Origin of the sequence: Pseudoalteromonas sp. SR45-4, assembly GCF_014163535.1 — a bacterium.
GTDB classification, from domain to species: domain Bacteria; phylum Pseudomonadota; class Gammaproteobacteria; order Enterobacterales; family Alteromonadaceae; genus Pseudoalteromonas; species Pseudoalteromonas nigrifaciens.
Genome location: NZ_JACJDO010000002.1, coordinates 49,526 through 73,308, shown reverse-complemented (window position 1 = coordinate 73,308; position 23,783 = coordinate 49,526). Strand labels below are relative to the sequence as shown.

Here is a 23,783-nt window from a genome sequence, read left to right as displayed (position 1 = left end):
GCTTATCCTTTATTTTCGATAGTAAGCGCGTCGGCAACGAGCGCTTGTTGTTCTTTAGTATGTACTGACATATAACCACATGCTGGTGATGCTGAAGCCTTACGACCCGCATACGTTAGTTTAGCGTTTTGTGGAATAGCATCTTTGAAGTGATGTTGCGAGCAATACCATGCACCTTGGTTTTGCGGCTCTTCTTGACACCATACAAAATCAGTTACGTGCTGGTAACGCTCTATAATAGTTTTCATTTCGTCGTGTGGGAACGGGTAAAGCTGCTCTACACGTACGATTGCAATATTATCTTGTTCAAGCTTGCGGCGCTCTTGTAATAGTTCATAGTAAACTTTACCACTACAAAAAATAACGCGCTCTACTTTCTCAGGGTTAATATCATCAATTTCGTCAATCACATTATGAAAAACACCTGCAGAGAGTTCTTCTAGCGAAGACACTGCTAACGGATGGCGTAGTAATGACTTAGGCGTCATAACAATCAGTGGACGACGCAATGGTCTAACTGATTGACGACGAAGCATTGCATATACTTGCGCTGGCGTTGAAGGTACACATACTTGCATATTGTGATCAGCACAAAGTTGTAAAAAGCGCTCTAAGCGTGCAGAGCTGTGCTCTGGACCTTGGCCTTCGTAACCATGTGGTAATAAAATAGTAAGGCCGCATAAACGCCCCCACTTTTGCTCACCCGAGCTTAAAAACTGATCAAATACAACTTGTGCGCCGTTTGCAAAGTCACCAAACTGTGCTTCCCAAATAATTAATGACGTTGGCTCTGCCGTTGCGTAACCATATTCAAAAGCAACAACCGCTTCTTCAGAAAGAACTGAATCGAATACTTGGAAAGTACCTTGATCTTTACCAACATGCTCAAGTGGAGTGTAAGTCGCACCATCGGCTTGACTATGTACTACCGCATGGCGATGGAAGAAAGTACCACGACCAGAATCTTGTCCAGTAAAACGAATATCTGTGCCTTCTGCTGCAATAGTTGCATAAGCGAGTGTTTCTGCCATGCCCCAATCAAGCGGCTTTTCGCCAGATGCCATTAGCTTACGATCGTCGTAAATTTTCTTCACGCGCGATTGCGCTTTATGACTCTCTGGGTAGCTAGACACTATGTTGCCAAGCTCTTTTAGTTTTTCAACCGAGACACTTGCATCGTAATCAACACTCCATTCATGGCCAACATACTTTGCCCAATCTGATGAATGTGATGTTTCTGGCTGTATTTCATCAACCACACAATTACCTTCGTCTAAACCATTACGGTAATCATCAACAAGTGCTTTAACCTCATCTTCAGTGAATGAGCCTTCGGCAATTAATTGATCAGCGTAAATTAAACGTGGAACTGGATGCTTTTTAATTTTTTGATACATAACAGGCTGAGTAGCATTAGGCTCATCAGCTTCGTTATGGCCATGGCGACGGTAACAAACAAGGTCAATTACAACGTCACGCTTAAATTGGTTTCTGAAATCAAGTGCCAGTTGAGTAACAAATGCCACTGCTTCTGGATCGTCAGAATTAACATGAAATATTGGCGACTGCACCATTTTAGCAATGTCAGTACAGTATGGAGTAGAACGTACATCGTCTTGTTTAGACGTTGTAAAACCAACTTGGTTATTTACTACTATACGAATACTACCGCCACAGCTAAAGGCGTTTGTTTGTGACATGTTAAATGTTTCTTGTACAACACCTTGACCAGCAATTGCTGAGTCGCCATGAATAGTAATTGGCAGTGCTTTAATACCTGAGCTGTCACCTAAGCGGTCTAAACGAGCACGTACTGAGCCCATAACCACTGGATTTACAATTTCAAGATGCGATGGGTTAAACGCAAGTGCCATGTGCACATTGCCACCTTTAGTAGCAAAGTCAGATGAGTAACCCATGTGGTATTTAACATCACCCGAGCTTAACGTGTCTTTGTGTTTACCGGCAAACTCATCAAATAACTCTGATGGATTTTTACCAAGTACGTTCACAAGTACGTTTAAACGGCCGCGGTGAGCCATACCAATAACAGCTTCTTTTTGGCCACTTTCACCAGCGCGGTGAATCAGCTCTTTAAGCATAGGTACTAACGCATCGCCACCTTCAAGTGAGAAGCGCTTAGCACCTGGGAACTTAGCCCCTAAATATTTTTCAAGACCATCGGCTGCGGTTAATCCTTTAAGGATACGTAGCTTTTCGTCTTTATTGAATTTTGGCCTAGACTGAACAGACTCTAAACGCTGTTGTAACCAACGTTTTTCTTCTGTTGATGTGATGTGCATATACTCGGCGCCAATAGAACCACAATACGTGGTTTTTAGTGCTTGGTATAACTCACCTAGAGGCATAGTATCGCGCCCTACAGCAAACGATCCTACATTAAATTCGCGGTCAAAGTCAGCATTGGATAGGTCGTGGTAATCTAGCTCTAAATCTCGTACGCGCTCTCGCTGCAAAATACCTAACGGATCTAAGTTAGCATTTTGGTGTCCACGAAAACGGAAAGCATTAATAAGTTGCAATACTTTAACCTGTTTAAGGTCACCGCCACTGCCCTCTGCTACCACTACTTCTCTATGCTTGTTTTTAGCAAGCGCCGCAAACTGTGCTCGAACTTCTGAATGTTTTACTTCAACATCCACACCATCAACTTTAGGTAATTGTTCAAACACTTCTCGCCATTCTTCTGGCACCGAAGTCGCATCGTCTAAATACGCTTCATAAAGCTCTTCAATATAAGCAACGTTACCGCCGTTTAAATGTGAAGATTCTAGCCATGCCTTCATCACACCTTCGTGCATTTATAAGCCCTTTTCTTTAGCGCAGAAATTAATAGTTATGATAACAGGATGACTAATTAGTATTAGCCATCCTACATTTACTAAGTAATTAAACCGCTCGGTTTAATAACATAGATTTTATTTGTCCAATTGCTTTGGTCGGATTAAGACCTTTAGGACAAACGCTAACACAGTTCATTATACTGTGGCAACGGAACACACTGAAAGCATCGTCTAAGTCAGCTAAACGCTCTTCTGTTGCTGTATCTCGGCTATCAGCCAAGAAACGGTAAGCATGAAGAAGGCCTGCTGGACCAATGAACTTGTCTGGATTCCACCAGAACGAAGGACACGATGTTGAACAACATGCACATAAAATACACTCATAAAGCCCATCTAACTTATCACGTTCTTCGATTGTTTGAAGACGCTCGCCAGCTGCTGGCGTGTCATTAATTAGATACGGTTTAACTTTTTCGTATTGAGTGTAGAACTGACTCATGTCAATAACAAGGTCACGAACCACAGGTAAGCCTGGTAATGGACGCACTACTATTTTACCTTTGCCACCTTTTTGCAGCGTAGATAAAGGAGTGATACATGCCAAACCATTTTTACCATTCATGTTAACACCATCAGATCCACACACACCTTCACGGCATGAACGACGGAAAGATAATGTTGGATCTTGTTCTTTTAAAAGAATAAGTGCATCCAAAACCATCATGTCGTGACCTTCCTCTGTTTGCAAGGTGTATTCTTGCATACGAGGTGCGTTGTCAACATCGGGATTATAACGATAAACTGAAAATTGTACTTGTGCCATCGTCTATCTCCTAGTACACACGTGCTTTAGGTGGGAAAGCTTCACGCGACTTAGGCGCGTAGTTTACGTCACGCTTGCTCATTTCATCCGTTAACGGATTAAATACTGAGTGACATAACCAGTTTTCGTCATCACGATCTGGGAAGTCAAAGCGAGAATGTGCACCACGGCTTTCGGTGCGGAAGTTTGCAGCTACTGCAGTTGAGTAAGCTGTTTCCATTAAGTTATCTAGTTCAAGACATTCAATACGCTGCGTGTTGAAGTCTGATGATTTATCATCAAGACGTGCATGTTGCAGACGTTCACGAATTTCTTTAAGTTCTTGCAGACCAGCAGCCATTGAGTCACCTTCACGAAATACCGAGAAGTTAAGTTGCATACATTGCTGTAAGTCTTTTTTGATTTGAACTGGATCTTCACCTTGGCCAGCCGTTGAATTTTCCCAACGATTGTAACGTGCAAGTGATGTTTCTAAATCAGACTCTGATGCCGCTTTAGAAATTTCAACATCATTTAGGTATTTACCTAAGAAGTTACCGGCCGCACGACCAAATACCACTAAATCAAGTAATGAGTTACCACCTAAGCGGTTAGCACCGTGTACTGATACACAGGCAATCTCACCTACCGCAAACAAACCTTCAACGATTGTTTCTTTGCCGTTTGCGTCGATTTGTAGCGCTTGACCATTTACGTTGGTTGGCACGCCACCCATCATGTAATGACATGTAGGAATTACTGGAATTGGTTCTTTTGCAGGGTCAACGTGAGCAAATGTTTTAGCAAGGTCACATACACCAGGAAGACGCAGATTTAGTGTTTCTGCACCTAAGTGATCTAGTTTTAGCTTAAGGTGAGGACCCCAAGGACCATCACAACCACGACCTTCACGGATCTCAGTCATCATTGAACGTGCAACCACATCGCGAGACGCTAAGTCTTTTGCGTTTGGTGCATAACGTTCCATGAAGCGCTCGCCATCTTTATTTAAAAGATAACCACCTTCGCCACGACAACCTTCAGTTACTAGCGTACCCGCGCCAGCAATACCCGTTGGGTGGAACTGCCACATTTCCATATCTTGCATAGAAATACCAGCACGTGTTGCCATACCAACGCCGTCGCCGGTGTTGATGTGCGCATTAGTAGTTGATGCAAAAATACGACCCGCACCACCTGTTGCTAATACTACTGCTTTAGATTTGAAATAAGTGATTTCACCTGTTTCAATTTCAATTGCAGTACAACCTACTACATCACCATTATCGTTTTTAACTAAATCAAGTGCATACCATTCTGAGAATACATTTGTTTTGTTTTTAACATTTTGTTGATAAAGAAGGTGTAATAGTGCGTGACCAGTACGATCGGCAGCTGCCGCAGTACGTGCAGCTTGTTCACCACCAAAGTTTTTCGATTGACCACCGAAAGGACGTTGGTAAACACGGCCATTTTCAAAGCGAGAAAATGGGAGACCCATGTTTTCTAATTCAGTAATAGCTTCTGGGCCTGTTTGACACATATATTCAATAGCGTCTTGGTCACCGATAAAATCGGAGCCCTTAACGGTATCGTACATGTGCCATTCCCAGTTATCTTCGTGCGAGTTACCAAGCGCTACTGTAATACCACCCTGTGCTGATACAGTGTGTGAGCGAGTTGGAAATACTTTAGAGATTAAAGCACACGTTTTGCCAGACTCAGTAATAGCTAAAGCAGCGCGCATACCTGCACCACCGGCACCGATTACTACGGCGTCAAATTCACGAACAGAATATTTCACTTATACACCCCATAATACGATTAGACCAATAGCTACGTAAGCAAAGGCCATTAGGTTTAGTACAAAGCCTAAAACAGCACGAAGCTTAGCGCACTTAACATAGTCTGTTAGAACTTGCCAAAGGCCAATGCGGGTATGAACCATAATGCAAACCAGGGCAATTAAAGTAAACCCTTTTATTGCTAGGTTAGAGAAGAGGCCTGTCCAGGCTTCGAAAGTGACTTCTGGCGTTGCTAAAAAATAGCCGATAATAAAAATCGCATACGCGCTTATTATTAATGCCGTGGTACGTAAAGATACGAAATCTTGTACACCATCACGTTTAAGAGTTGCTTGATTTAAAACCATATCCACACCCCTGCCAATACGGCAAACACAACGCCAAGAGCCATTGCAATTTTAGCGCTGAGGTTACCTGATTCAAGTTCTTCCCAATGTCCCATATCCATAATCATATGGCGAATACCACCAATAAGGTGATAACCCAATACAGACACGGTGCCCCAAGCAATAAATTTGGCAATGAATCCGTTAAACAGACCCTTGACGAATTCAAAACCTTCAGCAGAAGAAAGAGACTCTGACCAAGCCCAAATGACAAACGTTAAAGCAAAAAATAATGCAACACCGGTGACGCGGTGGAAAATTGACGCTTTAGCCGTTGCCGGCATAGATATAGTTGTTAGATCTAGATTTACAGGTCTTTGCTTTTTCACAGTTACTTGCCCATCTTGCCCACAGTGGGGCTCATCTACTTGTTTTTCTAAAACCCACCAAATATTTCTGATGGAACTATCAAAATAAACGTCTCTTTACAAATAAAGTTCACTATAATGCAAAAATTATAATGTAAAAATATGTTTACCTAAATACAATACGGTTAAAAACCTTCGACAGTATATATAGCCGCAGGCCTTTTTACAATTCTTGTTTAGTTAGAGCCATTTGCAAATTAGCCAATGGTATAATATTCAAACCATACCGAATATTTATTATACGTATACGCATAATGCTTATAAAAATTGACTTTATACCCCTCTTTCACGTTAAAATGAGAAGATGTGCTTAAAACAGATTTTAGAGTATAAAATCAGAATAGTTATCTTAATAGGAGATACATAGATGGCGGATAAGAAAGCCACAGTCCATATTGATGGTCTAGATCCAATCGAACTTCCAATTTATCAAGGTACTGCTGGCCAGGATGTAATTGACGTACGTACATTAGGTTCACATGGTCACTTTACTTACGATCCAGGTTTTATGTCGACTGGCTCTTGTGAATCTACAATTACTTATATTGATGGCGGCAAAGGTGTTCTACTTCATCGTGGTTACCCAATTGAGCAGCTTGCTGAAGACTCTAACTATGTAGAGCTATGTTACTTACTATTAAACGGTGAGTTACCTTCAAAAGAGCAGTATGAAGAATTTGCACAACAAATCACTCGCAGTACTATGCTAGATGAAAAAATTGCAACTTTCTTCCAAGGTTTCCGTTTTGATGCACATCCTATGGCAATGCTATGTGGCGTGGTTGGTGCTTTATCATCTTTTTATCATGAAGATCTTGATATTACAGACGCAAGCCAACGCAAAACAAGTGCAATTAAATTAGTAGCTAAGTTACCTACTATTGCAGCTATGGCTTATAAAACAAACATTGGCCAACCATTTGTATACCCACGTAACGATTTAAGCTACGCCGAAAACTTCTTACATATGATGTTCTCTGTACCTGCTGAAGAGTATAAAGTTAACCCTGTAACGGCTAAAGCTATGGATAAAATATTCATGCTTCATGCTGATCATGAACAAAACGCATCAACGTCTACTGTACGTCTTGCAGGTTCATCTGGTGCTAACCCATATGCTTGTATTGCTGCTGGTATCGCATCTCTTTGGGGCCCTGCACACGGCGGCGCTAACGAAGCATGTTTAAACATGTTAGAAGAAATTGGTTCTGTTGATCGCATTGACGAATACGTAGCTAAAGCAAAAGATAAGTCAGACCCGTTCCGTCTTATGGGCTTTGGTCACCGTGTTTACAAAAACTTTGATCCACGTGCAACGGTAATGCGTCAAACGTGTCACGAAGTACTTGCTGAGCTAAATATTCAAGATCCATTGCTTGATATTGCAATGAAGCTTGAGCAAATTGCGCTTGAAGACCCGTACTTTGTTGAGAAGAAACTCTACCCTAACGTAGATTTTTACTCAGGTATTATCTTAAAAGCGATCGGTATTCCAACAAGCATGTTCACTGTAATTTTTGCAATGGCACGTACTGTTGGTTGGATCACTCACTGGGATGAGATGCTATCTCAACCTGGTCATAAGATCAGCCGCCCACGTCAGCTTTACACGGGTTACACACAACGTGACTACAAAGCAACTGACAAGCGTTAATTCGCTGTAATATTGCTTAAGTATTTTAAAAGGTCGCTATTGCGGCCTTTTTTGTTACTCAGCACTTGAGAATTATCTTAAACAGATTACAATTCTCGCCCTAAATTGACTAATTAAATGAGCTTATGTCTGTTTCCACGTTTGATATCACTAAAATACGTAATGATTTCCCTATCCTAAATCAAACGATTAATAGCCAAACTTTAACTTATTTAGACTCTGGGGCAACCACACAAAAGCCACAATGCGTTATTGATACCACGGCACAGTTTTATGCAGCGCAAAACGCGAACGTACATCGTGGACGCCATACCCTCAGTGAGCAGGCTACTTATCGTTATGAGCAAGTACGCGATAAAGCTGCAGAATTTTTTGGTGTTAATAGTAATGAAATTGTATGGACTAAAGGGGCAACTGAAGCTATAAACTTAGTTGCTAATGGCTTAAAAAATCAAATAAAAGCCAGCGATACCATCATTATTACGCCTATTGAGCATCATGCTAATATTGTACCTTGGCAGGTTTTGTCTCAGCAAACTGGTGCTAAGCTTGCTATTTTACCGCTTAACGACGATGCCACCTTTGATATACCTGCATGCTGTGAATTTATAAAGCAGCATAAACCTAAGTTATTGGCCATTAGCCAAGCCTCTAATGCGCTTGGTAATATCACTAATTTAGCGCCGTTAATTGCCAGTGCGAAAGCGGTAGGCGCATTAGTACTGGTTGATGGCGCACAAGGAGCAATGCATTTAAAAGCTAATTTAAGCACACTTAATTGTGATTTTTACGTTTTTTCTGCCCATAAAATGCTGGGGCCAACCGGTTTAGGCGGCTTATATGGCCGCTACGAGCAATTAAATGCCCTCACCCCATACCAAACTGGGGGAGAAATGATCCAAACCGTAACCTTAACGCACAGCACTTATCGCGATGCTCCGGCAAAGTTTGAATCGGGCACGCCAAATATTGCCGGCGTATTAGGCTTTGGTGCGGCACTTGAGTACATAAATGCATTAAATCACCCTGCTTTAGTTGAATATGAACAAACGCTATTTAATTATGCAACCAATAAACTACAGCAAATTGATGGCATCACCCTATTTAGTGACCTTAAGCATAATATTGGCACTTTATGTTTTAACTATAAAGATGAGCATCCATACGATTTGGCAACTTTACTTGACGGATATGGGGTTGCACTGCGCAGTGGCCATCATTGCACTCAGCCTTTAATGGCGCATTTAGGGGTCAATGGCACCCTTAGAGCAAGCTTAGCTTTCTATAATAACCATACAGATGTAGATAATTTTATTGATGCACTACAAAAATGCATTGCTCTATTAGACTAATGTTGGATAAGAATATGACAAATACTTATAATAAAGCAGCCCAAGGGATAAAAAATGCACCTGCATGGCAGCAAAAATACCGAGAAATAATGTTACTTGGTAAAACATTACCAGTACTTGCTGACGTTTTGAAAATAGACAGCGCATTAGTTCCTGGCTGCGAAAGTAAAGTGTGGCTATTTGTGGAGTTTGATTTAACCGAAAATACACTCGTGGTGATAGGTGATTCTGATACCCGTATTGTAAAGGGCTTACTTGCCTTAATATTAGCGCTATACAATGGCCTTACCCCAGAGCAAGTACTGGAGATAAACGCCTATCAAGAGTTTGAAAAACTAGGGTTAATTAGCCACTTAAGTCCATCTAGAGGGAATGGTATTAAAGCCATGGTAGAGACGATTCAAACCATGGCTAAACAAAAAATAAGTTAAATCAACCCAAGATCAGGTTAAGTTATAAGCAGCGTTATGCTTGGGAGCTAAGTAAACGCTGTTTTTTATCTAAATATTTACGAACGGCTTTTGCAGCTACAAAAAAGCCAAAGCTGCCAGTGATCATAGTCACTGAGCCAAAGCCATTATTACAATCCATATTCATACTACCATCGGCATTTTGCTTAGCATGGCAAACACTGCCATCACTGCCTGGGTATACCAGCTGCTCTGTTGAATATACACAATCAATATTAAACTTACGCTTAGGGTTATTACTAAAATTATATTGCTTGCGTAAAATATAACGCACTTTAGCTAAGAGTGGATCTTGGGTAGTTTTAGCCACATCGCCAAACGTAATTTGCCCCGGATCAGTTTGCCCACCTGCGCCGCCGGTAGTAATTACAGCTAGTTTATTGCGTTTACAATGCGCAATTAATGCCGCTTTTTCTTTCACTGCGTCAATACAATCAATAACATAATCAAAGCCCTGAATATGCTCATGAATGTTATCTAAAGTAATAAAGTCATCAATCACCTGCACTTCACATTGTGGGTTAATTAACTCACAACGCGCTTTCATCGCCTCCACTTTAGCTTGGCCAATGGTGCCGGTAAGTGCGTGTATTTGTCTATTTACATTAGTGGCACAAATATCATCTAAATCTATTAGGGTTAATTTGCCAACCCCAGTGCGCGCCAATGCTTCTGCGGCCCAACTACCAACACCACCAATGCCAACAACACAAAAATGTGCCTGCTGTAACCAGTCAAACTGTTGTTGTCCGTATAAACGTTTGATCCCGCCAAAACGTATGTCTGTTACTTTTTCAGTCATTTACCAATCCAGTTGCCATGGTGTTTTCCATGCTTGAAAATCTTGATGTTTAATTAATTGTGTAAACTCATCCCCATTATCGGGTAAAAGAGTAAATTGTATTTGCTGCTCATTCCATAAGAAATCAAGCGCAAATGCATGCAAGTAAGTACGTGCGCTATGCGCACCTGCATAAGAGGTATCACCTAATATCGGTGCGCCTATACTTTTTAGCGCTACTCTTAATTGGTGCGTTTTACCTGAGTAAGGTTTTAAAATATATCCCCTAAAACCGGGTTTATAACTTACAGAATAAAAACGACTAATAGCAGGATTAGCTGTTGTTGTAAGTAACTTAAAAGTACCACGGCGTGATTTTGCCATATCGCCTTTTATCCAACCCTGCTTTTTTTTAGGCTTGGCGTCGCTAATAGCCAAGTAAAACTTATTAATTGTGTGCTCAGTAAACATTTGCGTAAATTTAGCGGCGGCGAGTTTATTGCGCGCTAAAATAAGCAAGCCTGAGGTCACTTTATCGAGGCGGTGTACTGCAAAGAGTTTTTCATTTAATTGCTGCTCTGCTAATACCACAAAACCTGCGGCGTCTTCTGAATGAAAATTCAGCCCTGCAGGTTTTGCTAAAATATAAAAGTCGCTATGACTATGCACAACTTTTAAATAGGCTTTATTCGTAATGCTCACGCGTGTTTACTTTGCAAATAGCTAATTACTTTAGCTAAATCTTCTGGCGTATCGACACCCGCTTGTGGAGTAATATGCGCTTGCTCTATTTTAATATTGTAGCCATGGTAAAGCACACGTAATTGTTCTAGTGATTCTAGCTGCTCTAGCGGCGACACACTTAGCTCAATATATTGCTTAATAAAACCAGCTCGGTAGGCATAAATACCCACATGGCGTTGAAACGGCGTTAAATCCAGCGTGCTCTGCTCGCCCATCATGGCGCTACGATCAAACGGAATACTGGCACGCGAAAAATACAATGCATTTTTATTAATATCGCTAACGACTTTAACTGCATTAGGATTAAAAACGTCTTCTTGCTCTTCTATCGCTACACTTAAAGTGGCCATAGGTGCAGTTGATTCATTTAATAACGTGGCAACTTGAGATACATTTTCTGGTGCCAATAATGGCTCATCACCTTGCACATTAACTACAATAGTGTTGTTATCAAGCTTAAGTAAATCAACAACCTCTGCTAAACGTTCCGTGCCTGACTGATGATCTTCACGCGTCATTAATACATCACTTGTAAAGGTACTCACAGCATCAAATACTTTTTGATGATCGGTCGCAATAACAACTTTACTCGCACCCGATAAACAGGCTTTTTCGTAAACATGCTGGATCATTGGCTTACCACAAATATCGGCTAGTGGTTTGCCTGGTAAACGGCTAGAAGCGTAACGCGCAGGAATAACAACTACGAATTCCACTTTTGTACCTCATCAAGTGACAATTCACGCGCTTCATTTTCAAGCAATACTGGAATGTCATCGATAACCGGATACGCCAACTTAGCGGCTGTACTTATTAGTTCGCTGTTTTCTTTATCAAAACGTAATTTACCCTTACATACTGGGCAGGCGATAATTTCGAGTAATTTTGTATCAAAGGCCATTGAGGATCCCTTTATCTTTTAATAATGAATTTAATTTGTTTATAACGCTATCGGTAGGTTGAGCATCCACTGGTAAGTAATACCAATTTTGTTTTGCAAAAGCACTACACTTTACAGCATCTTTTTCGGTCATTAACACATTTTCATCACCAAACTGAGTAAAATCATCAGCAGTGTATGCATAATGGTCTCGATAATGATGGGTTGATACTAAGGTAATGCCTTGTGCTTGTAATGACTGCTCAAAACGCAGCGGATTACCAATAGCACTCACAGCGTGGGCTGTTAATATAGGCTCTGTTAGCGTACTATTATTGAGCACAGATTTTAAAGCTGCAGGCTGCAAATTATAACGTTGTGGGTTGTTGCCGCCATTTTCTATCACTAAATCAACGCTCTTTAAACGCTTTTTAGTTTCGCGAAGCGGGCCTGCTGGCATTAACAAACCGTTGCCAAATTGACGTGCACTATCAACAATACAGCATTCAATACTACGTGCCATTTTATAATGTTGCATGCCATCGTCAGATATAATTACATCAATAGCAGAGGTTTGTTCAAGTAATTCTATATTTTGTTGTCTGTTTGGGCCAACCGCTATGGGGCACTGCAAACGATGATATAAAAGTATCGGTTCATCGCCCGCCTCAAGCGTAGTACTGTTATGATCAACAAGCAATGGATATTGCTTAGCATGCCCGCCGTAGCCTCGGCTAATAATACCTACAGATAAACCTTGCTGAGTTAAATGAGCGTGTAGCCACAGTACAAATGGCGTTTTACCATTGCCGCCAACACTAATATTACCCACTACAATTACAGGTGTTTTGCTACTAAATTGCGTTAGTATACCGCATGTATAAAGCCATTTACGTAATGTTGATATTAGCCAAAACAGTGCAGCTAAAGGCAGTAATAATATAGTAATTAAACTGACAGGCTGATACCAGCTTTGTTCAATTTTGCTCACCCTTGCTCACCAAATTGCATTTTGCATAATGCTGAATAAGTGCCATTATTTGCCAGTAAACTTAAATGATCGCCACTTTCAATAACACTGCCATTATCTATAACATAAATTCGGTCGCTATTTTCAATCGTTGATAAGCGATGCGCAATTACAATCGAGGTTTTGTCTTTCATTAATGCCTCGAGTGCTTGCTGAATTAGTTTTTCTGATTCGGTATCGAGCGCAGATGTTGCTTCATCAAGGATTAAAATAGGCGCATCTTTTAATATTGCACGAGCAATAGCAATACGTTGGCGTTGACCACCAGAGAGCATTACCCCATTTTCGCCAACCATAGTATTTAGCTGCTCTGGTAAGTCTTTTACAAACTCCCATACATGCGCTTGCTTGGCTACTTTTTCCAGTTCTTGCTGCGATATTTCACGCTGTAAACCGTAACAAATATTATTGGTAATGGAGTCGTTAAATAACACCACTTGTTGCGACACTAGCGCAAACTGACGACGTAAATCGGTTAGCTTATAATCATGCAGTGCAATGCCATCGAGTAAAATTTCACTCGGCGCTTCTAAATCATAATAACGTGGCAATAGGTTAGAAATAGTAGATTTACCTGAGCCCGAACGCCCAACTAAAGCAATGCTTTCACCCGCTTTAATCGTTAACGATAAATTGTTTAATACCGGCTCATCTTTAGTTGGGTATTTAAAGGTGACATTTTTAACTTCAATCAAGCCTTTTACTTTATCTACGCTTACAGTACCTGTGTCTTTTTCTACTTCCTCGTCGAGTATTAAAAACACACTTTGCGCGGCTGAAACTCCTCGCTGCATATCACTGTTTACATTAGCTAGCTGTTTAAGCGGGCGAAGTAACATCATCATTGATGAAATTAATACTACAAAGTCGCCTGAGCTTATGGTGTCAATCATCGAAGGCATTGACACAACCCATAAAATAACCGCCATAGCGCTGGCAGCCAATACTTGAATGATTGATACACTCAAGGCTTTAGTTGCGTCCATTTTAATTCGTTGCTGACGATTATGATTATTTACTTTTGAAAACTGATCTATTTCTTGATTTTGGCCACCAAAACCATGGATCACTTTATGACCGCTTAGCATTTGCTCTGAGCTACGAGTAACTTGCCCCATAGCTGATTGAATACTTTTAGAAATGTGTCTAAAGCGCTTTGACACCACAGTGACTATGACAGCAACTAAAGGAATAATAACTAAAAATATCAGCGATAATTGCCAACTGGTATAAAACATAACTGCGAGTAAAAACACCACAAAAGCGCCTTCACGCACTACAATTAATAATGCCTTGGTAATAGCTTGTTGTACTTGTTCGGTATCAAAGGTTATTTTGGAAATAAGATCGCCGGTGGAATTTTTATCATGAAACGATACCGGTAAATGTAGAATATGTTCAAACAACTCTTGGCGCAGCGAGCGTACAACTTGTGAGCCTACATAACTCAAACAATAAGACGACATAAAGTTAAATACACCACGCCCTATTACCAAGGCAATAACTACAAATGGTGCATATTTTAGTACATCAGCATTGCGCTCATTAAGACCTTCGTCAATAAACGGCTTCATAAGCTGAATAAATAAAGCATCCATACCTGAATACCCTATCATGCCAATAATAGCGACGATGGCGACTGTTCTGTACGCACCAACGTAAGAAATAAGACGTTTATAAATTTGTGTAGTACTTTGATCCATAACACTCTCTTTATACAGTTACAGCCCCTATTGTATCCTCAGGGAGGCTAAAACAAAACGTCAATCTTTAATAAACCAATAACTTTCACGCTCTCTGGCCGTTTCAACATGCAGATTAGTACTATAAAATTTAATTCTAATTTGTCCTTGCTGCCCAGTAATATATTGCGCAGCGCCAATTTTGTTAAACCGCGCAACCACTTCATCATTAGGAAAATGCCATTGCCCTTTGTAAGCACTCGAATGCACCACAACTTTAGGGTTAACAGCCGCAATAAACTCACTACTTGATGAAGTGCCACTACCATGATGCGGGCTTATTAATACATTGCTTGCTAAATTATATCCTGCGGCAATTAGTGCGTGCTCTCGTTGCTTAGAAATATCACCAGTAAAAAGTACACTGTGTTGCGCGCTACTAATTTTAACTACGCAGGAGTCATCGTTGTTATTGTTAAAAGTAATTGAACTAAACGTTTGTATTTTAAGCCCATAAAAATCCATAGTCATGGTTTTACATAAACTCGGTATACCATTTGGATGAAAAGTACTGAGAGTCGATTCAAAGCCTGCCTCAATAAAATGTTTAACTCCTCCTGCATGGTCGTTATCTTGATGGCTTAAAATAGCGGTCGCAACATTCAGGTTATTAGCTTTTATATACGGCAGTAAAATACTACGTGTACGGCTAAAGCGGTTAAAATAACTAGGGCCAAAATCATAAATTAATGCATTGTTATCTTTTTCTAACAACACCATCAAACCATGGCCAACATCAAATATGTTTACTTGCCAATCACTTTTGGAAGTAAAGTAACTATCAACCAGCAATACACTTAACGGGATACAAGCAAGCCATTTAAATTTCACTAAATACAGTAGTAGCATGGTTACATAACTAAACATTACTATATCTAAAGTAATTGTTCCTACATTAAACCAACGCCAGCCTGGCGGTATTGCCATTAATTGTTGATACAAAAAATACAATACGGGGTCAAATAACGACACTATCAGGCTCATATCAATAACACTGCTCAATATCGCAACCACTAATAATAATGGCATAATGATAAAGGCGAGCAACGGAATAGCGATTAAGTTCAAGACTAACCCTGCCAAACTCACACCATTAAAAAAGTATAACGACAAAGGCAATAAGCCTATAAATAGTGCCCCTTGTATAGCACATAACATGCCTACTTTAGCGATAACAGAGGCTCCCTTAAAGGGTACTTTTGTAATAACAATAAAGATGATAACCACAGCTAAAAATGAAAAATACAAACCAGGATTTAATACATTAAAAGGGTTAATCATTAAAACTAAAACCAAGGCGTATAAAATACTGCGCCAACGTAGCGATTGTTTAGCTAGGTAATACAATAATAAGTAGCACCCTAACATTATTAAAGCCCGGGTCGCAGAGACAATAAAATCGCTTAAATATACATAAACAAAAGCCGCTATAAAGCCCATTAAGCTATAACAAGTTGCAAGGTTAATTGTTTGTTTTATTCTAATTCTGGCGTGGCTTACAAGTGAGCGTGTTACAAAAAAAGCAAAGCCAAAAACTAACGAAATATGCAACCCAGAAATTGCCAGTAAATGGCTTAACCCCAGCGTTTGCATGGTCAGCTTTTGTTCAAAGTTCATTAAGGACTTGTCGCCCGTCAGCAGCGTATAATAAAGCCAGTTAAGCTTAGACTCTTTAAATATGTGTTTAATATAGTGGCGATAAGCTATAACGTGTTGGTTTCTTTTTGTATCTGTAATAATTAAATTTTTATTGAGTACTTTGCCTTTAAAAAATATTTTTTGTGTAAATGCATAAAGTTGATTGTCAAAAACAGTAAAATTTTTTGTGCTTCTAAAGTTTTTTAAATGTGCGTGAGCACTGAAGGTTGCGCCTACTTCTAATATTTGCGCTGAATCAACACTTAACATAGCACTGGGGGCAGTAAAATAAGCGTAATCTTGCTCATCAAGCTTAATAATTTTTGCTTTTATATATTGCGGAGCATTAGCTGATACAACGTCTTCAACAACCAACTTTACTGAATATGCATACTTTTCACCCTGCGCTGGTAGCTCAAACGAGTAAAAAAGTGTGAAATGCACTAAGATAGCAAAAATAGCGCAAATAAAGCCTAACAAAACATTTGAAAACGGCTTAAAATAAGCGCTCGCAATTAGGATTGAAATTGTGATGAGTATAAATTCGAGGGTTTGAAAATAAAATACGGTTGCAATACTTCCGCACACAAATCCAAGACTAATCCACATTGATGTAAATGGTTGCTTTAAATGGCTAAAAAAACGATCCAACGATTTTTACCCGATCCAAATAAAATTAGGCATCACAAATCACTTAAAATATTTGGCCGTTTGTTACAAGACGCAAACCTTTGGCATTTAAATAGACGCTCTGCGCGTGGTGCATTTGCTGTCGGGTTATTTTTTGCGTTCATCCCTGTTCCTTTTCAAATGGTCCTAGCTGCAGCAACCGCTATAGTGTTTAGGGTAAACCTGCCCATTTCAGTGGCCTTAGTGTGGATAACTAACCCCGTTACCATGCCACCTATTTTTTACTGCTCTTATCTTATTGGCACCCTAGTACTAAACCAGCCAGAACAACATTTTTCCTTTGAAGCAAGCTGGCCTTGGTTTATCGAAAGCTTAACGACTATTGGTCCAGCATTTTTAGTTGGCTCCTTGGTGTCGGCATCAGTTGCCGCGATTATCGGCTATTTTGGAATAGATATTGTTTGGCGGCGTTCAGTTAGAAAAGCATGGTTAATACGTAACAAGTAGCCAATAGTTATAATGACTATAGACAAAAAAAGCCCAACTTAACAAGTTTGGGCTTTTTTAGTTTCTCGGCTTAAATTTTCGATTTAAATTCTATTAAAATCTAAATACTCGTCTAAACGCAATCAGTGGTAATAATAATAATCCATACCAAGAGAAGCTTGCAGAGCGACGCTCATACACTTCGGCATCAGGTGGTGCGCAATCCTCTATCGTGCCATTAGGTATTGGCGAAAGCTTTACTGCTACAGCAACACTTTCATATTCAGTTTTACCGTTAACATCGGTTACAACTTCACCTAATGAGTTACGCTTTTCAACAGTTTTAGTGGCCACACCAAATATTTCATTGTTTTCGTTAATCACTTTAGCTTCACTCATGCTATAGCCATAACTACTTGTACCGTCCATGTCGTAACACGGCAATAAGTCATTTAAATTAGTGATTTTATCATCACCTATTTTATAAATGAACGCAGCTGATCGACGTGAACTATCAGAAATACCAACCTCACCTTCGCCAACAATATAACCTTGATTATTTATACTGTTACCGTATGAGCTTGAGCTCGTAAAATAGCTATCTGGATAAACGGTAGTACCTGTTGCTATATCATGATAGAAAAACTTATTACGTAAGGCACCATCAACACGTCTTGTGGCATAACCTGTCACAATATTATTATCGTTAATTGCTAAAGATTTACCACCTTGCCAACCGTCTGGTTGATTTATAAATTCAACCGCTTTGCCATCTTTAAAATACACCGGCATGGTTATAATAGTAGTATCTTTATCATAATAACGCGTGTTCGATACACCTGCTGCAATACCGTTCTTATTAACCGCAAATGCATTACTAATAAACGCAAAGTCAACTTCGTCTTCATAAGGAGTAAAGGCTAAACCTAGTACCTCGGTAGACGTGATATTAAATGCGTTATCAAGCGTCCATTTAGTTGCTTGCTTATTAAATATCCCACGGGTTGTTTGATTATTAATAACTTCAATACAGGTTGAAAATGGCTGATATTTATCATCACAGTTATCAGTAATATTGGTTTGACGCGTTTGCGGTATACCAAGTGACATATTACCAACAACAATATAACCATCTGCGGTTTTTACAATATCAGAGGCTTGGCTAGTACCACCATATTCACTAAATTGGGGTACCAAAGGAACTTCCATACCGCTTTCAGATATAATAATACCGCGCTCTATAAAGTCACGAGTAAACCACGATGTAGGATCAGTTTCGTCCTCTATAGTAAACTCTATTTTATCAAATGGAGCACTGCCCCACCCAACTGTAGTGCCATCTTCTGCAACAGCGTTGTAAAAGTTAGTCACAGAGCGGGTAACGCCTGGGTAATCAGGCGTGTTTATATCAAACAAAGTTTGCTCAACAGCAGCGCCGCTATCATATTTTATTGCCGTTAGTGAGCTTAACTTTTGAAACTGATAATTAGCCGACACATTAGCTAAAAAACGAATCATGAAGCTATGCGCATCTGCATTTGTTGCTACAGCATTGTTTTTTTCTATGTCTTCTAACGTAAAAGTAATCTCTTTATCACTAAGCTCAAATGCATTAACTTCATTAGTGTAAGCGTTTTGAATTAAACTCAGTGAAAAATCAATATGCTCAATATCTACAGGTAAATTATATAAGCCATTAGCTATACCTATAATATGACCACTTTCACTTACATCGGTAACATAAGAATATTTCGCGCCTTCAAGTGCACCCAATTCCGTTAATTGATAAGTCGCACTTAATGCTGAAGTACTCATTGTTGCTAAAATACTGGCAGCGAGTAATTTATATTTCATTTTAGTCCTTACTACTGATTTTTTAATTCTTCAAGTTCTTCCCAGCGCGAAAACGCGGCCTCAAGGTCTGACTCAAGTTTTGCCAAATGGTTCAATGCCTTAGCCGTTATATCACTGTCTTGCTTAAAAAAATCAACATCACTAACTATGGCTTGTTGAATTTCAACATCGGCTTCGAGTTGTTCCATTTTATTAGGCAGTTGCTCTAATTCAAGTTTTAATTTGTAAGAGAGTTTATTACCTTTAGCCTCTGCTTTAACTACTGGCGCAGCAGGTGCTTTTTCAACTTTTTTAGTTGCTTGCTGTGGTTGATTTTTTTGTTGCTCTGCTAAGTAATTAACATAGGCTTCGTAATCACTGTAGCCGCCAACAATATCAGTAATCTTGCCATTACCTTCAAATGCCCAAACACTAGAGCAGGTATTATCAATAAACTCACGGTCATGGCTTACTATTAATACTGTGCCTTGATACTGGTTAATAATATCTTCCAAAAGCTCTAATGTTTCTATATCCAAATCATTAGTTGGCTCATCGAGTACCAATATGTTTGACGGTTTTAAAAACAGTTTCGCCAATAACAAGCGGTTTTTTTCACCACCCGAAAGCGCTTTAACTGGTGTACGGGCACGTGCTGGCGGGAACAAAAAGTCTTGTAAGTAACCTAATACATGGCGCGAGCGACCACCCATCATTACTTCTTGCTTACCTTCAGCAACGTTGTCTTGTACTGTTGCTTCTTCATCTAATTTTTCACGGTATTGGTCAAAGTAAGCAAATTCTAAATTAACACCTTGCTTAGTTTCACCGCTATCTGGGGCTAGGCTACCAAACATTAATTTTAATAACGTTGTTTTACCAATGCCATTAGGACCAACTAAACCAATACGATCGCCGCGCATAACCAAGGTTGAAAAATCATCTGCAATCACTTTATCTTTAAATGCATGACAAAGATGCTTAGCTTCAAATACCAATTTACCCGAACGATCTGCGGTTTCAATATTAAAGTCTGTTTTACCTACTTGGTCAACACGTTGTTTACGCTCGTTACGTAGTTGCTTAAGTTCACGTACGCGCCCTTCATTACGGGTTCTTCGTGCTTTAACACCTTGGCGTATCCACGTTTCTTCTTCGGCTAAACGCTTATCAAATAAAGCATTTTGGCTTTCTTCAACTTTTAAGTCGTGGGCTTTTTGCTCTAAATAAGTAGCATAGTCGCCAGGGTATGATATTAATTTACCACGGTCTAAATCTAAAATACGCGTTGCAACAGCACGAATAAAGGCACGGTCATGCGATATAAATACAATGCCGCCTTTAAATTCTTTTAAAAATTGCTCAAGCCACATAACACTTGCCATATCTAAGTGGTTAGTAGGCTCATCGAGTAATAATAAGTCTGGCTCACTAACCAGTGCACGAGCAAGTGCAACTTTACGTAACCAACCACCTGAAAGTGACTCAAGCTTAGCATCAGGTGTTAACTCTAATTGGGTTAAAACAACTTGAATGCGACTGTCAAAACGCCAGCCATCAACCGCTTCTAATTGGTTTGATAAACGCTCAAGTTTATTTAATAACTTATCGGTACATACGGTTTGTAGCTCTGTACTCACATGATGAAAATCAATCAGTAAGTTGGCAATTTCAGGCATACCTTGAGCAACATAATCAAATACAGTGCCGCTTGCGCCTTTTGGTGGATCTTGTTCTAAACGAGAAATTCTTATACCGCCAAGCTGGTTTATTTCGCCATCATCTAATAAAACCTCACCATCGAGTACTTTTAATAACGTTGACTTACCAGCACCATTTCGACCTACAACACACACACGCTCGCCACTTTCAATCACTGCATCTGCTTTATTAAGCAATGCATGAGTACCAAAGGCCAGTTGTGCTTTTAAAATTCTAATTAAATCCATAATTCTTCTTTGCTCTTATTCTGCTTGCGCTAAAAATTCACGCACGTCTAGTGCAGTAAAAGGCCAAAATAATTGTTGGCCTTGCTCACTTTTAAATACCGGAATACTAACCTGATAATCAGCAATAAGCTGATCATCAGTCATAATATCTACTAGCAATAATTCATTGTGGCTATTAACTAATCCCTTAATTAATTGCTCAGCTTGTTCACACAAATGACAACCATCTGTGTGATATAAAATCCACTTAGCCATGGGTAATTAACCAGCTATTATGAATTTTTTTATTACGCTTAAAATCAGGCGATAAGGTTTTGTCAGAAATATTAACCGCTTTTAAGCCCAAGCCAATTAAACCCACTTCATCCATAACAAAGCCACGTTTATTATTAGAAAAAATAAGCGTACCCGACGGGCTTAATATTTTTTTAACCCAAGTTAATAACTTAATATGATCGCTCTGCACATCAAATGCATCTTTCATACGCTTAGAGTTTGAAAACGTCGGGGGATCTAAAAAGATTAAATCGTACTGCGCCGTCGCATGCTCTAGCCACTTTAAGCAATCTGCTTGCTCAAAACGGTAGCGAGTATTACTAATATTATTTAAATCAAAGTTGTCTTGGCCCCATTTTAAATAGGTTTTTGACAAGTCAACCGTGGTAATTGCTTTAGCGCCACCAAGTGCTGCATGTACTGACGCTGTACCTGTGTAGGCAAATAAGTTTAAAAAGCGCTTATCTTTGGCGTTTTCTTGAATATAACGACGCATTAAACGGTGATCTAAAAACAAGCCTGTGTCTAAGTAATCAAATAAATTCACTTTAAACTTAGCGCCAAACTCTTCAACCACCATAGTGCGGTTTTGTTTAGCCATTGGCGTGTATTGCTCTTCGCCTTTTTGCTTTTTACGTACTTTTACAGCAATATTCTCTGGTGCTATTTTGAGTTGTTCAGCGGTTAAGCTGATCACATCTTGTAAGCGTTTTTCAGACGTTTTTTCATCAATTTCTTTCGGGGCTGCGTATTCAAAAATAACCGCTGAGTCACCGTAAATATCTACAGCAACGTTGTACTCAGGAATATCAGCTTCGTATACACGGTATGCTGTAATTTCGTTTTGCTTAAGCCAGTTTTTTAAACCCTGCTTGTTCTTTTTCAATCGATTAGCAAAAGACATTGAACCTTCAAAATTCAGCGCTTTTTTATCATCGGTTGTCAGGCTTACTTGTTTGTCATCAAGTTGATACAAGTTAAGTTCAACATCTAACGGGCCATTTTTAAATTTATAACGTTTCAGCCTAACCAACTTTAACAGCTTAAATAAGCTCTCATCCATACCCAGTAAAGCAAGCTTCCAATGATTGAAGTGCTTTTTAAAGCCCACGCCTAAATTACGATGTAAATCTACAAGCTCAGCCATAGAACCAATACGCTCACCATAAGGTAAGTTAGATATAACTACGCCAGGTAATTTAGCCACTGCGGTTAGTTTAGTTGCATCACTTTGTTTAAACTTAATAATATCGTCTAGCTCAGCACGTTTTGCGTTATCAATTGCTTTACCTAATACTTGAGCGTCGTAATCGTGGCCAATGAGCCATAATTTAGGGTCTATAATATTGCCCAGCAATTCTTCTTTTAGCTCTTTAAATTTCGCAGCTCTAAAACTTGGTAAGCGCTCAAATGCTAAGCCTTCGCGAAATAAGCCGGGAGCTTCGTTGCGCGCCATACCGGCAGCTTCAATTAAAATAGTACCTGCACCACAACATGGGTCAAACAAAGGCTGATTTACATTTTCAAGCCAGCCGCTGCGTTTGATTAATGCCGCTGCTAAATGCTCTTTTATAGGTGCTTTACCTTGGCCCTGTCGGTAACCACGTTCAGATAAACGCGGGCCAGAGTAATCTATATACATAGATACGCCATAACGATTTAAACGCGCAACCACACGCACATTAGCGTCTTGTTTATCAACATTAGGGCGCTGCTCGAATAAGTCGTTAAAGTAATCAACTATGGCATCTTTTATAACTAAACCAGAAAACTGTGTATTTTTTAATGAGTCGTTGGTGCCATTAAAGTCGACAGCAAACGTTTGTGTAGGCCCAAACCATTCTTGCCATGGTTGTGAGCGAGCAAAGTTATACAGGCTATTTTTGTCATCTACGCCTTCTTTTTCTTCAATAAGCATAAGCACGCGCGTAGCAAAGCGAGTCGATAAACACACCTTTTGCGCCAATAATGAGTCTGCCTCAAAGCGAACAGAACCAACAGTTTGCTTAGACACAGTTGCGCCAAGTTCTGTTAGTTCATCAACCAATAAATTTTCGATTCCGATAGAAGTAAGTGCGATAAATTGCAAAGTAGTAACCCTTAATAGCTAATTGCGCAGGATTATAACATAGGTTTGCATACAAACACGCCAT

At 39.7% G+C, this 23,783-nt stretch carries 20 protein-coding genes; 4 read left to right on the top strand and 16 right to left on the bottom strand.

Features of this window, described 5'->3' with window-relative positions:
• Window positions 1-2 precede the first annotated feature (2 nt).
• The 5 genes from sucA to sdhC form a co-directional block, all read right to left on the bottom strand.
• Window positions 3-2,822: a 2-oxoglutarate dehydrogenase E1 component gene (gene sucA / locus H5058_RS01505; protein WP_182676639.1), complete on the bottom strand. Its 2,820-nt coding sequence runs from the start codon at window positions 2,820-2,822 to the stop codon at window positions 3-5.
• A gap of 88 nt (window positions 2,823-2,910) precedes the next feature.
• Window positions 2,911-3,627: a succinate dehydrogenase iron-sulfur subunit gene (locus H5058_RS01500; RefSeq protein ID WP_011328326.1), complete on the bottom strand. Its 717-nt coding sequence runs from the start codon at window positions 3,625-3,627 to the stop codon at window positions 2,911-2,913.
• A 10-nt stretch (window positions 3,628-3,637) separates the two neighbouring features.
• Window positions 3,638-5,410: a succinate dehydrogenase flavoprotein subunit gene (gene sdhA / locus H5058_RS01495; protein WP_011328327.1), complete on the bottom strand. Its 1,773-nt coding sequence runs from the start codon at window positions 5,408-5,410 to the stop codon at window positions 3,638-3,640.
• Complete coding sequence (gene sdhD, locus H5058_RS01490; protein ID WP_182676637.1) at window positions 5,411-5,758, bottom strand: succinate dehydrogenase, hydrophobic membrane anchor protein; 348 nt, start codon at window positions 5,756-5,758, stop codon at window positions 5,411-5,413.
• Window positions 5,749-6,126 (bottom strand): succinate dehydrogenase, cytochrome b556 subunit, encoded by a 378-nt coding sequence (gene sdhC, locus H5058_RS01485; protein ID WP_011328329.1) that lies wholly within the window; start codon window positions 6,124-6,126, stop codon window positions 5,749-5,751. Before sdhC ends, sdhD begins: the two co-directional genes overlap by 10 nt.
• A gap of 406 nt (window positions 6,127-6,532) precedes the next feature.
• On the opposite strand from sdhC, the gene H5058_RS01480 reads away from it, so the two are divergent.
• The 3 genes from H5058_RS01480 to H5058_RS01470 all read left to right on the top strand — a co-directional run bounded on the left by H5058_RS01480 (window position 6,533) and on the right by H5058_RS01470 (window position 9,602).
• Window positions 6,533-7,819, top strand: coding sequence for a citrate synthase (locus tag H5058_RS01480; RefSeq protein WP_011328331.1), 1,287 nt, complete (start codon window positions 6,533-6,535; stop codon window positions 7,817-7,819).
• Between the two features lie 125 nt (window positions 7,820-7,944).
• The gene (locus H5058_RS01475; RefSeq protein ID WP_182676635.1) at window positions 7,945-9,171 is read left to right on the top strand and encodes an aminotransferase class V-fold PLP-dependent enzyme; all 1,227 of its coding nucleotides are present in this window, start codon (window positions 7,945-7,947) and stop codon (window positions 9,169-9,171) included.
• 14 nt (window positions 9,172-9,185) lie between these two features.
• Window positions 9,186-9,602 carry a SufE family protein gene (locus H5058_RS01470; protein ID WP_182676632.1) on the top strand — a complete coding sequence of 139 codons (417 nt, stop codon included), beginning with the start codon at window positions 9,186-9,188 and terminating at the stop codon, window positions 9,600-9,602.
• A gap of 34 nt (window positions 9,603-9,636) precedes the next feature.
• On the opposite strand, the gene tcdA is transcribed toward H5058_RS01470, so the two are convergent.
• The 7 genes from tcdA to H5058_RS01435 are packed head-to-tail and all read right to left on the bottom strand — an operon-like array spanning window position 9,637 to window position 17,107.
• The gene (gene tcdA, locus H5058_RS01465) at window positions 9,637-10,443 is read right to left on the bottom strand and encodes a tRNA cyclic N6-threonylcarbamoyladenosine(37) synthase TcdA (RefSeq protein WP_089368348.1); all 807 of its coding nucleotides are present in this window, start codon (window positions 10,441-10,443) and stop codon (window positions 9,637-9,639) included.
• On the bottom strand, window positions 10,444-11,124 hold the full coding sequence (locus tag H5058_RS01460) for a TIGR01621 family pseudouridine synthase (protein ID WP_011328335.1): 681 nt from the start codon (window positions 11,122-11,124) through the stop codon (window positions 10,444-10,446).
• Window positions 11,121-11,882 carry a 3-deoxy-manno-octulosonate cytidylyltransferase gene (gene kdsB / locus H5058_RS01455; RefSeq protein ID WP_011328336.1) on the bottom strand — a complete coding sequence of 254 codons (762 nt, stop codon included), beginning with the start codon at window positions 11,880-11,882 and terminating at the stop codon, window positions 11,121-11,123. Before kdsB ends, H5058_RS01460 begins: the two co-directional genes overlap by 4 nt.
• Window positions 11,870-12,067 (bottom strand): Trm112 family protein, encoded by a 198-nt coding sequence (locus H5058_RS01450; protein ID WP_011328337.1) that lies wholly within the window; start codon window positions 12,065-12,067, stop codon window positions 11,870-11,872. The genes kdsB and H5058_RS01450 overlap by 13 nt, the downstream gene beginning before the upstream one ends.
• Window positions 12,057-13,037 carry a tetraacyldisaccharide 4'-kinase gene (gene lpxK / locus H5058_RS01445; RefSeq protein ID WP_011328338.1) on the bottom strand — a complete coding sequence of 327 codons (981 nt, stop codon included), beginning with the start codon at window positions 13,035-13,037 and terminating at the stop codon, window positions 12,057-12,059. The genes H5058_RS01450 and lpxK overlap by 11 nt, the downstream gene beginning before the upstream one ends.
• Window positions 13,034-14,779: a lipid A export permease/ATP-binding protein MsbA gene (msbA, locus tag H5058_RS01440; protein WP_182676630.1), complete on the bottom strand. Its 1,746-nt coding sequence runs from the start codon at window positions 14,777-14,779 to the stop codon at window positions 13,034-13,036. The genes lpxK and msbA overlap by 4 nt, the downstream gene beginning before the upstream one ends.
• Before the next feature lie 60 nt (window positions 14,780-14,839).
• A complete protein-coding gene (locus tag H5058_RS01435) occupies window positions 14,840-17,107 on the bottom strand; it encodes a DNA internalization-related competence protein ComEC/Rec2 (protein ID WP_182676628.1) in 2,268 nt (755 codons plus the stop codon).
• Between H5058_RS01435 and H5058_RS01430 the strand changes: the two genes are divergently transcribed.
• The gene (locus H5058_RS01430) at window positions 17,087-17,593 is read left to right on the top strand and encodes a DUF2062 domain-containing protein (protein WP_011328341.1); all 507 of its coding nucleotides are present in this window, start codon (window positions 17,087-17,089) and stop codon (window positions 17,591-17,593) included. The genes H5058_RS01435 and H5058_RS01430 overlap by 21 nt on opposite strands.
• Window positions 17,594-17,686: 93 nt before the next feature.
• Here the strand turns inward: H5058_RS01430 and H5058_RS01425 are convergent, their stop codons facing one another.
• The 4 genes from H5058_RS01425 to rlmKL are packed head-to-tail and all read right to left on the bottom strand — an operon-like array spanning window position 17,687 to window position 23,719.
• On the bottom strand, window positions 17,687-19,426 hold the full coding sequence (locus H5058_RS01425) for a DUF3466 family protein (protein ID WP_182676626.1): 1,740 nt from the start codon (window positions 19,424-19,426) through the stop codon (window positions 17,687-17,689).
• 11 nt (window positions 19,427-19,437) lie between these two features.
• The gene (locus H5058_RS01420; RefSeq protein WP_011328343.1) at window positions 19,438-21,354 is read right to left on the bottom strand and encodes an ABC transporter ATP-binding protein; all 1,917 of its coding nucleotides are present in this window, start codon (window positions 21,352-21,354) and stop codon (window positions 19,438-19,440) included.
• A 15-nt stretch (window positions 21,355-21,369) separates the two neighbouring features.
• The gene (locus tag H5058_RS01415; RefSeq protein ID WP_041454446.1) at window positions 21,370-21,609 is read right to left on the bottom strand and encodes a glutaredoxin family protein; all 240 of its coding nucleotides are present in this window, start codon (window positions 21,607-21,609) and stop codon (window positions 21,370-21,372) included.
• Window positions 21,602-23,719, bottom strand: coding sequence for a bifunctional 23S rRNA (guanine(2069)-N(7))-methyltransferase RlmK/23S rRNA (guanine(2445)-N(2))-methyltransferase RlmL (gene rlmKL, locus H5058_RS01410; RefSeq protein WP_182676624.1), 2,118 nt, complete (start codon window positions 23,717-23,719; stop codon window positions 21,602-21,604). The genes H5058_RS01415 and rlmKL overlap by 8 nt, the downstream gene beginning before the upstream one ends.
• Window positions 23,720-23,783 lie beyond the last annotated feature (64 nt).

Bases quoted from the DNA above. Each gene is read 5' to 3' on its own strand.
- sucA (WP_182676639.1), bottom strand. From the start codon at position 2,822: ATGCACGAAGGTGTGATGAAGGCATGGCTAGAATCTTCACATTTAAAC.
- H5058_RS01500 (WP_011328326.1), bottom strand. From the start codon at position 3,627: ATGGCACAAGTACAATTTTCAGTTTATCGTTATAATCCCGATGTTGAC.
- sdhD (WP_182676637.1), bottom strand. From the start codon at position 5,758: ATGGTTTTAAATCAAGCAACTCTTAAACGTGATGGTGTACAAGATTTC.
- H5058_RS01480 (WP_011328331.1), top strand. From the start codon at position 6,533: ATGGCGGATAAGAAAGCCACAGTCCATATTGATGGTCTAGATCCAATC.
- H5058_RS01475 (WP_182676635.1), top strand. From the start codon at position 7,945: ATGTCTGTTTCCACGTTTGATATCACTAAAATACGTAATGATTTCCCT.
- H5058_RS01470 (WP_182676632.1), top strand. From the start codon at position 9,186: ATGACAAATACTTATAATAAAGCAGCCCAAGGGATAAAAAATGCACCT.
- tcdA (WP_089368348.1), bottom strand. From the start codon at position 10,443: ATGACTGAAAAAGTAACAGACATACGTTTTGGCGGGATCAAACGTTTA.
- H5058_RS01450 (WP_011328337.1), bottom strand. From the start codon at position 12,067: ATGGCCTTTGATACAAAATTACTCGAAATTATCGCCTGCCCAGTATGT.
- msbA (WP_182676630.1), bottom strand. From the start codon at position 14,779: ATGGATCAAAGTACTACACAAATTTATAAACGTCTTATTTCTTACGTT.
- H5058_RS01430 (WP_011328341.1), top strand. From the start codon at position 17,087: ATGGCTAAAAAAACGATCCAACGATTTTTACCCGATCCAAATAAAATT.
- H5058_RS01425 (WP_182676626.1), bottom strand. From the start codon at position 19,426: ATGAAATATAAATTACTCGCTGCCAGTATTTTAGCAACAATGAGTACT.
- H5058_RS01420 (WP_011328343.1), bottom strand. From the start codon at position 21,354: ATGGATTTAATTAGAATTTTAAAAGCACAACTGGCCTTTGGTACTCAT.
- H5058_RS01415 (WP_041454446.1), bottom strand. From the start codon at position 21,609: ATGGCTAAGTGGATTTTATATCACACAGATGGTTGTCATTTGTGTGAA.